This is a genomic window from Pseudoalteromonas sp. R3, from assembly GCF_004014715.1.
In the GTDB taxonomy this organism is placed as follows: Bacteria; Pseudomonadota; Gammaproteobacteria; order Enterobacterales; family Alteromonadaceae; genus Pseudoalteromonas.
Genome location: NZ_CP034834.1, coordinates 754,991 through 769,237, shown reverse-complemented (window position 1 = coordinate 769,237; position 14,247 = coordinate 754,991). Strand labels below are relative to the sequence as shown.

General features: G+C 49.9%; 15 protein-coding genes. 2 read left to right on the top strand and 13 right to left on the bottom strand.

Features of this window, described 5'->3' with window-relative positions; translation table 11 throughout:
- Positions 1-88: 88 nt before the first annotated feature.
- A complete protein-coding gene (locus tag ELR70_RS02865; RefSeq protein ID WP_054016300.1) occupies positions 89-532 on the top strand; it encodes a GNAT family N-acetyltransferase in 444 nt (147 codons plus the stop codon).
- Here ELR70_RS02865 and ELR70_RS02860 read toward each other — a convergent pair.
- From ELR70_RS02860 to ELR70_RS02800, 13 genes are all read right to left on the bottom strand, one after another.
- Positions 522-1,331 (bottom strand): transporter substrate-binding domain-containing protein, encoded by an 810-nt coding sequence (locus ELR70_RS02860; protein ID WP_054016301.1) that lies wholly within the window; start codon positions 1,329-1,331, stop codon positions 522-524. The genes ELR70_RS02865 and ELR70_RS02860 overlap by 11 nt on opposite strands.
- 105 nt (positions 1,332-1,436) lie before the next feature.
- The gene (locus ELR70_RS02855) at positions 1,437-4,487 is read right to left on the bottom strand and encodes an amino acid adenylation domain-containing protein (protein ID WP_054016302.1); all 3,051 of its coding nucleotides are present in this window, start codon (positions 4,485-4,487) and stop codon (positions 1,437-1,439) included.
- Positions 4,484-5,203: a DUF1796 family putative cysteine peptidase gene (locus ELR70_RS02850; RefSeq protein WP_054016303.1), complete on the bottom strand. Its 720-nt coding sequence runs from the start codon at positions 5,201-5,203 to the stop codon at positions 4,484-4,486. Before ELR70_RS02850 ends, ELR70_RS02855 begins: the two co-directional genes overlap by 4 nt.
- Positions 5,200-6,303 (bottom strand): glycosyltransferase family 2 protein, encoded by a 1,104-nt coding sequence (locus ELR70_RS02845; RefSeq protein WP_054016304.1) that lies wholly within the window; start codon positions 6,301-6,303, stop codon positions 5,200-5,202. The genes ELR70_RS02850 and ELR70_RS02845 overlap by 4 nt, the downstream gene beginning before the upstream one ends.
- An 8-nt stretch (positions 6,304-6,311) precedes the next feature.
- Positions 6,312-7,718: an ATP-binding cassette domain-containing protein gene (locus ELR70_RS02840; RefSeq protein ID WP_164881420.1), complete on the bottom strand. Its 1,407-nt coding sequence runs from the start codon at positions 7,716-7,718 to the stop codon at positions 6,312-6,314.
- Entirely contained in the window at positions 7,702-7,935 is a 234-nt protein-coding gene (locus ELR70_RS02835) for a hypothetical protein (RefSeq protein ID WP_128064454.1), read from the bottom strand. The genes ELR70_RS02840 and ELR70_RS02835 overlap by 17 nt, the downstream gene beginning before the upstream one ends.
- Positions 7,932-8,300, bottom strand: coding sequence for a hypothetical protein (locus ELR70_RS02830; RefSeq protein WP_128064453.1), 369 nt, complete (start codon positions 8,298-8,300; stop codon positions 7,932-7,934). The genes ELR70_RS02835 and ELR70_RS02830 overlap by 4 nt, the downstream gene beginning before the upstream one ends.
- Complete coding sequence (locus ELR70_RS02825; protein ID WP_128064452.1) at positions 8,255-8,614, bottom strand: glycosyltransferase family A protein; 360 nt, start codon at positions 8,612-8,614, stop codon at positions 8,255-8,257. Before ELR70_RS02825 ends, ELR70_RS02830 begins: the two co-directional genes overlap by 46 nt.
- 8 nt (positions 8,615-8,622) lie before the next feature.
- On the bottom strand, positions 8,623-9,795 hold the full coding sequence (locus ELR70_RS02820; RefSeq protein WP_054016307.1) for a radical SAM protein: 1,173 nt from the start codon (positions 9,793-9,795) through the stop codon (positions 8,623-8,625).
- 17 nt (positions 9,796-9,812) lie between these two features.
- Positions 9,813-10,316: a glycosyltransferase gene (locus ELR70_RS02815; RefSeq protein ID WP_164881419.1), complete on the bottom strand. Its 504-nt coding sequence runs from the start codon at positions 10,314-10,316 to the stop codon at positions 9,813-9,815.
- Between the two features lie 161 nt (positions 10,317-10,477).
- Positions 10,478-10,912, bottom strand: coding sequence for a hypothetical protein (locus tag ELR70_RS02810; protein ID WP_128064450.1), 435 nt, complete (start codon positions 10,910-10,912; stop codon positions 10,478-10,480).
- 1 nt (position 10,913) lies between these two features.
- Positions 10,914-11,522 carry a hypothetical protein gene (locus tag ELR70_RS02805; protein WP_054016309.1) on the bottom strand — a complete coding sequence of 203 codons (609 nt, stop codon included), beginning with the start codon at positions 11,520-11,522 and terminating at the stop codon, positions 10,914-10,916.
- A gap of 985 nt (positions 11,523-12,507) precedes the next feature.
- Complete coding sequence (locus ELR70_RS02800) at positions 12,508-13,320, bottom strand: hypothetical protein (protein ID WP_054016311.1); 813 nt, start codon at positions 13,318-13,320, stop codon at positions 12,508-12,510.
- 191 nt (positions 13,321-13,511) lie between these two features.
- Between ELR70_RS02800 and ELR70_RS02795 the strand changes: the two genes are divergently transcribed.
- Entirely contained in the window at positions 13,512-14,204 is a 693-nt protein-coding gene (locus tag ELR70_RS02795) for a pirin family protein (RefSeq protein WP_054016312.1), read from the top strand.
- The last annotated feature ends 43 nt before the right edge of the window (positions 14,205-14,247 follow it).

Below are 14,247 nucleotides of genomic sequence, written 5' to 3'. Positions count from 1 at the left end.
TTTCCCATCTTGAGTTTCAGGGCGACGAAGTGCGGCCGGCGAGGTGCAAACAAGCTCTGAGCGACAGACCAGACAATAGTGAGGGAATATGGAGATAGAATTAAAGCAAGCCAGCAATGCCGACAAACCTTTTCTGTTACAGCTTCGCCTGCAAACCATGGTAGAGCATCTTGAGCAGGCAGGCATTTTCCTCAGTGACGAGGCACACTTGTGTCGGCTGGAAGAAGATTATGCCTGCTCCCATTTGCTGATCATTGATAAGATGGTGGTCGGGACACTCAAATTTAGGCTGGTAAATGAACAGGTGGACATCATGCAACTACAAATTGCGCCTGAATTCCAGAAGCAAGGGCTTGGCCGCAGCACACTCAAGTACTTATTTGAGCAATACCCCAATAATCCCTTTATCCTGACAGTACTCAAACACAACCCGGCGCGTCGTTTGTACCTTTCTCTGGGCTTCAAGACCTATGATGAAGACGAGTATGAATACCTTATGCGCCGACCTGCGCACAAAGCATTTATGGCTTAGCTTGCACAGAGCCAGATAACAAACGCTGGAAATGCAGATCAATCAGTTCATCGATGGCAGCCTGATTGCGTTCGATGGCCAGGTTGAACTGCTGTAGCCGCTTTTCGCTGAACAGACCCGGACGGATCATGTAATGTACCGGGTTTTTATGTACGGTTAAACGACTTGCTCTGACATGTGCGTTATAGGGCTCACGGTTGATCAGGTAAATGCCGGTGAACAAATCTTCCACTGCATAATCAACACGCTTTCGCACCAGCAAATCAAAACGCTCTGTCGCTAAGTTGATGTCAACCACACAATCCGGACACTGCTGGGCAACGCGAGAAAATGCTTCGCCGTAAACACTGCCACGATTCACAGCCACAAGCGACTTAGTCAAAAAGTGCAGGGTTGGCGCAAATGCATGTTGCGGGCTCAGGGGGTTATCCGCGTGGCGAAACAATTGCATGACTTCATCCCGGTACGGCACACTAAACTCTGAAAACTTGCGTCGCTCCTGTGTGAAGCTGGCTGCAAAAATCACATCGACTTTGCCTTTTCTAAATTCCTCAAAGGCCCGGCTTGAAGAGGGAAAAGTCACATAGCGCCAACATAAATTGGCATTGTTCAGTACCAGCTCCAGTATCTCAATGTCCAGGCCGTGATACTGCTCACCCACTCGATAAGAGTATGGTGGCCAGTTGTCGCTGGCACTGACAGTGACCGTTTGATCGCAGGATTGTGCAAAGGCTATATATGGCGTCAGGCACACGATAGTGGCCAGCAAAATGCTAAAACAATGGCGAAACAAGCGCATATTCCCCTCACACAACACTTACCAGCTTAGACCATAACATGCTATTTAAGCGATGACCCTAATTTTAAGCAATAAATCAAAGCGTTCAGCTCTGGCAAATAAGGGTTATCCAAAGCTCAATTGCTTAAAGGCCTTGACCAAATGCGCTGAGAGCGCGTCAAGCCAACACTGACTTACAATACCGGCATCACTTTTTAATTCTACCATCAAACCGCCTTCTTGCTCACGCACAAATCGGATCTGCAACCAGTGATAGAGTTGCCCAAAGGAAAAAACGTCTTCGTCTTTGAGCCAATCGGTTGCACTCAAGCCAAGCCTTGGCTGAGCAAACAATTGCTGCTCAGGCAGTTCAATATGACTGGCAAAAGCCAGCGAAATTCTTGGTGCCTGAGTTTGAACAAGTGCTTTAAAAGGCGGGTCCTCACTGAATAAACTCAACCAGCCATAACTGTGCCCGCCCACGGGAGGTGCAAGTAAGTCCGCGCAGGTTGTTTCTAACTGTGCTTCAAAAGATTCACGGCTATGTAGCAACAAAGGGGCGCTTTGAGCAAACCAGCCAACAGCCTGACCTACTTCAACGGTGATTCCGTGCTCCAGATCATTTAAAGGTTGTCTGCCGTTGTTTTCCAGCGCCACCACCATAGACTTTTCTGCTGTGCACGCTCGGTAACTATGAGCCAGCGCCGCACAAAGAACAGTCTGCAGAGACTGACCCTGCTGAGCAAGCCGTGACGTCAGGGCAGCGATCTGTTCCGGATCCCCTAGTTTAGTCTGGCTACTGACTGATTGTAGCCTGTCCAACTGCCTGAGTTTGCGCTCTGCTTCCTGACAAAAAGTCCCTTTGCCACTGAGCGCGCGACGCCAGTAAACAAGATCTTCATCAAACCGGCCTGCCATTACTGCACAATGCCACTGCTGCTGCCAATGCAGCAACGCCCAGTCTCGTTGTCTGTCAAACTGTCGCGGCGCATGCAATAGGCTGTCCAGATCATTACTGAGCACCTGAAGGCTGATATCGTCGACCAGCAGATGGTTCACTCCCACAGCCACAATATGACCGTAGCGACTGCGATAGCTGGCAATGGTCACTAACTGTTCGTGCAAAGAAGATTCCGCGAGACGGGACTTAAATGCATCGCAGGCCTGTCGTTTAAAGTCATCAAAACTGGTCACGTCAAGCACACCGGTCAGGTGTAAAGCCCCTTTACTGATAGACTGTGTCATCTCTTTCACATTAAAGCGCAGCCTCAGCGTGGGATACTTACGCAGTAAGATCCGCGCAACCTGATGCACCTTGACACTACTGATCTGCTGGCGGGTAAACAATACAGAGCACACTTGCCAGCGGGCGATCTGCTCAACATAGATCATGGCCAATTTATTCGGCAAAGCGTAATTGAGCAGCTCAGGTGAGAAAAGCAGTTTGTTGGTATGTTCATTGTGTTCTAACTGAGCCAGTGGCGTATCATTTAGCAATTGAGACAAAGACAAGGTCCAGCCGTGTTGTTTGGCACGCAGCTGCAATGCCAACGCTTTGAGTGAATCGCCTCCCTGTTCCTTGTACCCTTTAAACATGGCAAGCTCGGCACGCGGTATATTTAGACTGTGTGCAATGAGTTCAGACACAGATGCGACCTTGGAAGCTTGCGCATACCGGTGCTGAGCGGTCCGCTGTAAAGCCTGCTTATCAATTTTACCAATGGCGGTGGTTGGCAGCTGAGAGTAATAGTAGAACCGTGCCGGCAGCATATAGTCAGGCAAAGAGTGGCGCAACGCCTTGCGTAGCTTAGGTGTGTGTGTGCCATTAAGCGCTCCGGCAACAAAGGCTATCAGTTCACTACCAACAGCCAGTACCGCTGAACTCTGTACGCCAGGATATTGATCCAGTACCGCTTCGATACCTTCAAGCTCTATCCGATGTCCCAGTAAGTTCACTTGATTGTCTTGGCGACCCAGATAAGTGATAAGCCCTTGTTCGTCCCGCTTGACCAAATCGCCACTTCGATAGAAGCGCTGCGTACGGCCTAACCGCTGCATCGTTATAAACTTATCGGCCGTTTTTTGTGGCTCAGCCAGGTACTCTAAAGCCAGGCCCTCTCCCCCAATTAACAATTCCCCTTCTTTGGCTGGCCGATTCTGAGCGTCAACGATCAACAAGATACTGCCTGCCGACGGACGGCCAATGGGTACTCTTTGCCGTTGCAGGTCCTGACGAGTAACGCGGTGCAAACAGGATGTCACTGTGGCCTCAGACGGACCATATTCGTTATAAAGCGCCACGCGTTCAAACAGGTTTAGCCGCTCCCAGTGGCGCACTATATTGTGGCTGAACTCCTCTCCGCCAAGAATCACCGTGCTGAGTGCCATGTCCGAAAACCAGTCTTGCGCCCGGGGATCGGCCAGAAAAGTTGCCAGCAGGCTAGGTGGTACGTCAATATGGGTGATATTGTGTGAGATACATACAGCCGCAAACTCTGCCGGGTCAAGGACTGTACGCTGTGTAAAGTACACACAGGCACCGGCAGAGAGAAACATCAGCAGCTGCTGTAAAAACGCGTCGGTCGCACTGGATAAAATACACAACGCACGATTATCCGGTGTGAGCTGATATTGTTGCCGTGCGGCCTGGATCTGCTGAGCCAGGCTGTGGCGCGAAATGCTAATGCCTTTGGGCAGTCCAGTACTGCCGGAAGTGTACACATGATAAGCAACATGCTGTTTTTCGTTATTTATAGTGTCTGCTGAGGGTGTATGCACACAGAGCGCAGCAGGTGCCTGATTGCAAGACAGGGCAATTTTGCAACCCGCGACACCCAATTGAGGGTCATTCTGACTGTAAAATAATACCCGCACCTGACTACGTGCCAGCATATGCTGCTTGCGAGCCACCGGGAAACGGGTATCCAGGCACACAAAAGGACATCCCATCAGTAGCGCACTCAACACACCTGCCGTACTTAACCGAGGATCATCCCCATAGATGGCCACACACTCATTCGGTTGAACTTCAAATGTCTTGAGCTGAGCAAGGCAGCAGGCAACCAGTTCTCGCAACTCACCATAGCTTAATGTCCAGTCATCGCCCGCTAAAGCCTGTACCTGAGCCGGTTGTTTGAGGATCTGGGCGACCATATCAGCCACTGTGACAAGGTTCATGCCGACTCCTTGACAGCGCTGAGTCCGGAAAATCCGTTGACACCCACTAACATATCACTCCAGTGCTGGAGTTCACGCCCTTCCATCCAGGGTTCATCATTGTCAAAAGTGTACTTGCGGGTAAATGCCAATCCGGGACGGCTGTGTTCAGAAAGCTCATCGTGAAAGGTTGCCACCAGCAGGCCCACTTTTGCGTTTGGACACACCTGCTCAAGCGTTGCTTTTAAAGCCAGTGTGTTAGACAAGATTTCGTCGGGCGTTTCGAATTGCCAGTCGGCATGCTCTTCCATGGCTACACTCAGGAAAAACAATACACTGTCAAGGCTTGCCAGCTCGGTAAAAAAGCGCTCGCAGATCCCATCAAATTTCTCACGAAAGATCGGATACTCCCGAGCCAAATCGTGGTTTTCCAGCGCAAAATCGTGGGCCGATAAATATCCAGCCGAGGGGTCGGCATACTTGCGATATTCTTTGCAGTCGGGCTCATAGGGCGTTAAGTTTTCCAGCAACAGCACTTCTTTGCAGCGCGTTTGCAATGCTCTGTCGAGATCAGCAACAGAGCGCCCGCCGATCCAGTCGAATGGGCCACGCCGACACCCTAAACCCAGTTGACGGGTCAGGTGTCTGGGTCGACAGTCCATGCCCAGACTGTGTACCCGACTATAATTACCAGCAATATAAGGGTTGCCTGCCCGGACTGATAAGGGATTACTCATGCACAGGCTCCTTTACCTTGTAATTTGTTTAAACAAACGCGCCCTATCACCCGCCACCAGGTCGGTACTTCCAGCATCACCCTGGCAAATGGGATCAGGCAGAGTTTGAGCTTATGGTGAGGAATAGTCCGAAACTCACTGCTCGCCTTACTATACAGCCAGAAGGTTTCAACAAATCCCAGCGCTGTCCAGGCCAGCACCAGAGCAACACCAACCGCCGTGCTGAACAAAAATGCACTCAGCAAAATCAAAGGCATCAAAAGAAAGATGCTGACAGAGATCATGTCAATACGATGGCGCAGGCCCAGAATGGTTTTGTCTGCCATCTGGGCTCGATAAAACTCGGCCTTATGCAGTGCCACCTCAACAAACCCCTGCGACCAGCGACGGCGTTGTTGCAGCAGCGCACTGAAGGTTTGCGGAGGGTGCGTTAGTGCCTCTATTTCAGGCGCATAAAACACGGTATAACCCAGTTCCAGGCCCAGCAAACAGGTTTCTCTGTCTTCACCGCTGCGCAGCCCGCTATGACGAGATAATAAATCAGCAATGACAGGTCGCTTATACAAACACCCAGCGCCCGGCATGATAGGTACGCTGCCTTCATTTTTACTGAACTGATAGCTGGCTCGTTCCAGAGCATATTCCAGCATCTGAAACTGCACTGCGGGTGTGTTGCCCGCCGTGGGGCGCATGCTGAAATAGCATCCCATAGAGGTGGGATCTGCTGCCAGTTTACGATGTACTTCAGGCAGATTATCCAAACCCTGAAGCTCTGTATCAAAGTCGGTGAAAATGATGTACTTATGGGGCAAAGCTTTGATCAGGGTGTAAAGAGCCCCGATCTTTTGGCCATTTGGCGTCACCCGGCTAAGACTAAGATGGGTCAGCTGCTCGGTACTGGCCGAAAAAGGTTGGTCGGTAGAACCATCATCAATCAGGATGATATCGAGTTCAGGGTAGCGCGCTGCCAGCGCATCAAAATATGCAAGTCGCTCGGCAAAGTGCGTTTTATCGCCAGCTTCATTGTAAAAGGGCACCAGCACCGCCGTCGTTTCGGTATGCACCCGCTGTTCAAGCCAGGTTAACTGATAGTCTTTCATAACACTCCTTAGTGCGATTTAACCAATGACAGTGTCTGTGCCGGATAGGGATGAAGCTGACCGTCCCGCATCAAATAATGACAGTCGCAACAATCAAAGTAAGCCTCATCATGCGTGATCACAAACAGTGTTTTACCCATGGCTTTGAGCGTTGGTAACCACTGCCGGTAAAACACCTGCCTGCTTTGTGGGTCGATGTTGGCAGCAAACTCATCCAGCACCAGAATCGGCCGCTCCTCCATTAAAGCCTGCACCATGGCCAGGCGTTTCAACTGACCTGTAGACAAACGAATATTGGTGAATTGCCCCTCGCGAAACTGGACTTTGTCACTCAGCTCGAGCCTTTCCAGCCACTGATTAATCGTTTCTTCGCCCATAGGCTGACCATAGCGATTTGCAAATACCACGCTGTCGGCCGAAATACCTGCAAAGAGCTGTCGATAAGTGAGTAACTGCCCCTTGTCCAGCGCGGCGTTGTCGAGCCAGACTTGTCCACTCTTTGGCGTATACAGGCCGCTCAGCAGACGCATAAAAGTGGTTTTTCCCGAGCCATTTCCGCCGGAAATAAACACAATGTCACCTCGATTCACCGTCAGATTGATCGGCCCCACAGCGAACCCTTGCTGATACTCAAAGGTCAGCTTTTGCAGTGTCAGCTGATGTGAAAACGAAGCCTGACTAAACGCTGCGTCGTCTTCGCTCGCGTCACTGGCCAGTTGTTTAATTTCGGCCAGCTTGTCTTGCGAGACCTGAAGCTGGCTAAGCACCCTAAACAGCTCCATGCTGCTGTGAAATGGGCTCACGATAAACAAGGTAATGATGACAAAACTGATACTTTGCTGCGGTGATAAAGCAAACCATAACGGTGCAACAAATACCGCCACGGCAGCGAGCAGGTATAACGCAGCCATCAGCATCAGTTGATTGTGCGCAAAACGGCACTCGGCCAAGATTTTGTTATGCTGAACCTCGGTCGCATCGCGACTCAGGTATTCTCGGTAAAGGCTGTCATTGCGTGTGGCATTTTGTTTGACCTCCCGTATCCCCATCAGCAAATCGTGCAGATGTGTAAAAAAACTATCTTCGGCTTCGCGTGCGCGTTCATACCCCTGATGGATACCAGCAAAGCGCAAACAATAAACAATGACCGCCACGGCCATCAACCCCAGCGCCAGAAGTGCCCCCATAGGCGCAATCACAAACATATAGATCAGTGCTGCTAGCACAGTGAACAAGTGACCCACACTCAGTGCAACAAATTGATTCAGCTGGCTGAGCGTATTGGCATCGTAAGCAATCGCCGACAAAATCCGCTCCTGGCCAAATTGTTCAACCATTTGCAACCGGGCATGACGCACTGCGTCCAGAATATCCAGCCGAACCTTTTTGATGGTGGTTTCAGTTAGCCGGATCACACTGCGCTGAAAAGTGAGCTGAACAACAACAAAAGCGCAAAAAAGCCACTGCAAACCACAGCGCACCTTGCATCAGGTTGGCTGAATTCGTGCTATCCAGTTGCAGTGCCATGGTAAATGTATGCAGTATAAAAATGGTGGTACAGGCACTCAGGCTGCTTAACAGCACCAGTTTGAGTGACAGTACCTGCCATAAGGCTTTGCACTTGTCTATCATGCCTGGCCTCCCAGACTGCGGGCATAAAGCCGCTCAGAAAGCTGCCAAAGCAAACCACCGAGCACCAAAGAGCAGTAATATCTGACGTAGCCGTGGGTACGAAACTTGCGCTCGTTATGGACAAAATGGCCGCCTTTTAGCCACACATACCGTCCTCCCTGACGCTGGCAGCGCACACCCAGATCGGTGTCCTCACCACGCAATAATTGCGTATTAAAGCCATCCACAGCCCTGAATAAGCCTGCTGCGACAAAACAATTACCACCCATGCTTTGATGTCGACGATTGAAACGGTTAATGTCGGCCGCAATAAAACGACCTAACCAGTGACCGCTGTCACTTTGTAGCGGCGCGGTTCCGTACACTGAATTGCCAGTGCCCAGGGCAAGCTGCCCACCAGTTCAGGCACGTTTTCACTGCATACCGTATCGGCATCAAGAAATAAAAACATTTCACCTTTTGCCTGCTCTGCACCGTAATTACGGGCCGCCGCAGCACTGCCCGCGGTAATGGAAAAAACCCGCGCCGTATATCGGCGAGCGATCTCTGCTGTTGCGTCAGAGCAACGATCACAAACCACGATCAGTTCTGCGTTTTCGGGCAATTGAGCGACCAGTGCAGGTAAACTGATTGTGAGCGCCTCTGCTTCATTGTGGGCCGGCAAGATCACTGACAACATAGGCACCTCTAGAGCAAAAAGTTATGCGCATCAGGGCAGGCATTAAGCACTTTAAGACTCTGCTGACGCATTGTTTTAGCCGCTCGTTGATAAGGTTCAGAAGCGATTAGCTCCTCAATGGGGGTGTCGAGCACATTACCAAAAACCAGATCCGGGAACTGCTTGGTCATCACCAGCTTGCCGCCAATGTCGACGTCCAGTTTTACGCCCATTTTGAGATAGTGAGGCCGTGCCGGCATCTTGCCACGATAGTACTGACGAATTTCATCAGCATCATAGTCTGGTCCAAATAGCACCGGGATCTGCGCGGGATAAGCACGTAGTGTATCTATGGTCTCGATTACCTTCTCAATGTAATCCGGGCGAAAATCTCCCATATCGAATCCGGTATAGGAATTTGGCACTGTGTCATAGTCCTCACAAAAACGATGATATTCACTGCGCGCCATCATATCCACCACCCACAGGTGGTTGTAGATCATCCAGTCAACACCCGCTTGCTCGCACTCATTCAGTAACTCTGTCGCTCTGTCCAGGTTCTTGGCCATCATGGTGTTTTCCACCCCAATCAGCCATTGTTTACCTTCCTTTTTGCCCTCAGCCAGCAGCTTAATACCCGCCATTGTTTTGTTATAAGTGCCTTTTCCCCGGATCGAGTCATGAATGTCCTTTGGACCGTCAATAGAGATTAAAAAAGCCAGCTGGTCGTGATACTTACTGAGTACTTCAAAGTGGCGTTTAATCATCAGACCGTTGGTACAGATGTAGATAAAACACCCGGCTTCAGCCAGGCGGCTGAGAAACTTTGGAAAGTCGGGGTGTAAGGTGGGCTCACCCCCGGTTAATATAATGTCGCAGCGCTGGCGCTCCACAAAATCAAACAGGTGCCCACTCTGATCATAGGGAATCGCGGTGGGATCCAGGCCATGGTGAAAACCGGTTTCACGCCATTGAAAACATTGTTCACAACGCAGGTTGCAGCTACTGGTCATTTTAATTACCAGCTTACAGATATTATCTGCTTCAATTTTTCCGCTCGCGGCATAGCGTCTGAGGGCATTAGCCACACGCTCGGTACTGGCCTGATGATGAGCGGTAAAGCCCGGATTTCTGGCCATAAAGTTCTGATGTGCTTGCGGTAATTCGCTGACCGCTAGTTGCGTGGCTTTTTTAGTCCACATAGTCGACTCCTACAATATTATTTGCTACTTGCGAGTAAATGATGACAAATCTGTTGTGATGCTTTGGCATTAACCAAAGAGGCAGCCTGCATGGCCGTCTGCCTGCGCAGCTCGGCGGATGTCTGTAAGCGACTTAGCAACTCACTCAACTCCTGCTCACACTCGGCGTTCAACGCAGCGCCCTGCGCCACAAATACCGCACGGTTGTGTTGTTCCTGCCCGGGTAAAGCGCCATGAATGATCAGACAGGTATTAGTCAGCGCCGCCTCTGTCAGCGTCAGACCTCCTGCTTTTGTGATAATGATGTCGGCTTGCGCATAAAATGACTGCATATCAGACACAAACCCGGTAAGCGCCAGTCGCTGTTGTGCAATATCATTGCTAAAACGTGTTTTCAGCTGTTCATACAGCGCCACATTCTGACCACAAATGACAGTGACTTTTCCAAACTGCGCTTGTGTCAGCAGCAGCGCAACCGTAGAGGCAGAAATGCCCAGCCCCCAGCCGCCGCCACACAACAAAACACTGAGTCTCGAGCCACAAGCCTGGACTGCAGTTTTAGGTGAAATAGTTACACCCTGCGAGCCCTCGGTGGGGATACCCAGAGGTAAAATACGGGTACCTCTGGCGCGATGCCAGTCCAGTACCGGATGATCATACTGGTGCGAAATAAACAGGCGTGTTAAAGGGTACGCCAGCCGTTGGAAATCTGATAGTCGCCCAGCACGCCACTGATCTCAATCTCGTGTCCTGCCAGTCTGGCAAAATAGCGGGCAAAAAAAGCGCCATAGTAACTACATGCCACTACTTTATTGTGACGACGGAGCACCGCTTTGGCTTCGCTAAGCTTATTATTACCCTTGAACGCCAGCCACATAGGTAACAACCGATAGAGAAACGGGTAAAACCAGCGACTAGCATACAACTTACTGTGATGTTGCTTGCCCGACATACACCACTCATAGTATTGGCCAAATAGTATGTCGGATAACCACGGTGGTAACAGCTCAGATACTGACATCAGCTCGACCTGTTCACCTTGCTGACGAAAGCTGTTCGCCAGCGCCAGCGCCAGTGCTCGCGAGCCCGCACCGGATTCAACATACAAAAGCAACATGCTACTGCACTCGCTCAAGTGGACGAGTGGTGTTTAACCACAGCGCCCTGACCTCAGCCAGCTCCAGCTTCATCACCACCATATCCTGCTTCGGCCCGTAGAAACTTTCAAAACGCCCAAGCGAAGTGAACTGTAAAGAATGATAGATATTGAGAATATTTGACTGCTCAGTATCGGCGAAGACCTCGATGTATAACTCTTCGTAGTTAGTCTCTTCCAGCAATACCTTGAGCGTATCAAGCAGCATCGCCATTTTTACCAGAGGCGACACATTCTGGTCGGCAACAAACCAGCCACCCCAGACAATACTTTTTGGGTCCCATAACCGATAATGATAGCCAGACATACCCACCAATTGCTCGTCCTGCTTAAAACACCAGTAATGACGACCATTGTCGATGCCCGCAGCCAGACAACGACGGTGAAAGTCGATGGTGCGTATGGTGTCTTCATTAAGACCGTCGACCATAGCATGCTCAATAAACTCAAGCTGCTCATCGCCAAATGACACCGCTGTCTTTTCAAGCCCTTGATGATTCATAAAGCGCTCGGTACGGCGCATTTTTTGTACCAAAAGTTCTGCTCTGCGATCTTTAAATTGCTGTTCCATATCCGGCCACCCATTATGTTGCTTTGCTTTGATGGCCTGCAAGTTATTATAATTATTGGATAAAATCGCTTATGGAAAAGTGATGAATGGTTACGAGAGCACAATGAACACTGAGCAATGGTTATTCTAACTAATGAGAAAACAGCCCATTTCAATACTATTAACATGGACTTTTTTGCTTAACATTGGGCGGTAAATCCCTCCATGACGCTGAGCAGGAAAAGCGTGTTGCTCTGTATGACATGAGTCAACATTTACACTCAAAAGTTTGCCAATGATGCAAATAGACTGGCTGTTTTTAAAACCAAATCTCCTCTTGCGGCTCGGCACAAGCTCCTCACATGCATACCTCTCTTCTGCGTCATATCGGCCTTGAGCCGGTATCTATTTACAGACGACTGCTATGCCAGACAATGCGCACTCTCCCCCCGTCATGCCGGCCTTGAGCCGGTATCTATTTACAGACGACTGATATGCCAGACAATACGCACACTCCCCTGCGTCATGCCGGCCTTGAGCCGGTATCTATGTACAGACGACTGCTATGCCAGACAATTTACACTCTCCCCGTCATGCTGGCCTTGAGCCGGTATCTATTTACAGACGACTGTTATGCCAGACAATGTACACTCTCCCCGTCATACCGGCCTTGAGCCGGTATCTATTTACAGACGACTGATATGCCAGACAATGCGCACACTCCCCCGTCATGCCGGCCTTGAGCCGGTATCTACCTACAGACGACTGTTAGCTCGGGAAATGCACCATCAACGGCGTGCTCTTCGGCAAGATCCCGTGTCGAGCACGGGATGACGGATGAAAAGGGTCAGGTTTGTGTTGGCTCATAAGAAACTCGAAAAGAGGATGTGCTTTGCAACCAGACCCCCGCCAGAACAGAATTTAGATCAGACAACGGCCTACCACGCGACTCCTCAGCATCATACCGGCCCAGAGCCCGAGAACAAAGCAAGTCAAACAGGTAACATCACCGCTTAGGACATACCACTTTCTCTGCCTTCAGGTGATACATCTCAATGTCAGGATGACTGAAAAAGCCCACTTCCCAGGGGTTTTTAGAGATAAATAACTCTCTCACTTCATTAAACAAAGTACTGTTGGTGGCTATTTGATGCACCCGCCCGGTAATAATGGAATAGTTCCACTCGACATAGTTTTCAAAGGTAAAGCTGGCACGATTGTCGATCGCAAAATAACACTGGTTATCCCGCTTCATCAGGCTGGATTTAAAGGTTTGTGGCAAAGTGATAAAAAAGATATCGTCATCGGTGCTGGATAAAAACGCCATCACGGTAGTGTGTGGTTGCGACTGTGCTTTGGTGATCAGCACGCCAACTTTGTTGTCATGCTCTTCTTCATCCATCACAGGCGTTGCGGTTAAAGGTGTGCAGGGCAAGGGGTTTTGCACACGCGGATCTTCCGGGAATTCATAACCCGGCGCCCGATATTCCAGCGCTACCGAAATCCCATAATAAACCAGGTACTCAAGCGGCGCTATGGTGACCTCAGTATTATTCAATGCTGTTACTCGCCCCTTATAGGATAAACGATAGACACTCAGCTCAGCATCATATTCACTCACGCCGGTGCGGTTATCCAAATGCACAGTGACCAAATCTCCCACACTCAACTGATGGCTTTCTCGCAGCTCGAGCAGCAGCTGGTTATCTTCATCTATCTGAGCAAAACAGATAAAGACATCAATACCGCCAAGGTGCGTCTGGTAAGCCGCAGCAACGGCAATTACGGGTGATGGAATAAACTGCTTTAAAGACGACATAACACTCCCTGAAACTGAATTCACAGGCTTATTTCGAACTCTATAACTCTAGCATATACATCCACTAAGGCACGCAATGAGTTGCAACATATTCATTCTTTAAAACAGAATAAAAGTGCCGATAATGACGCATTTTATTCTACTTAACTAAACATTACAGTCATGGTATTCCACTTTCAGAGATAAAACTTATGCCATCAATACGACGCGCCTCAGAACGGGGCCAGGTTCATATGGGTTGGTTGCATAGCCAGCATACATTTTCTTTTGGCCACTACTACGATCCCAAGCATATGGGGTTTTCCGTATTACGCGTTATCAATGATGATACGGTCGCACCAGGTAAGGGTTTTGATACACATGGTCACCGTGATATGGAGATCATCTCTTATGTCATACAAGGCGCACTGGAACACAGAGACAGCCGAGGGAACCACCATATCATTCCAGCTGGCGACGTCCAGTTGATGAGCGCAGGCACGGGGATAACGCACTCTGAATACAATCACTCTGCCACGGAACAGACTCGCTTTCTACAGATCTGGATCCGCCCGAATGCTAAAGGGCTCAATCCCGGTTACGCGCAGGCCAATATCAAACAAGACGGTCCGCTTACACCGCTTGCAACTCCCGATGGCCAGCACGGTTCACTGGTCATTCATCAGGATGCCAGTCTGCATCGTCTTAGGCTCTCAAAAGGTGAGACGTACACACTGAACACACATAATCGCTGGGGCTATCTACACCTAGTTGAAGGTTCAGCCCAAATTGCTGAAATAAGGCTAGAACCTGGCGATGCGATGGGCCTGACTGCACGGGAAGCCGCTACAGTGACTGCAACAGCGCCACTTGAGGCATTGTGGTTTGAGCTGCCACCAGGCTGAATGTCAATACAGTAGAAAACGTATCTGCAGCTCAACTTTCTCA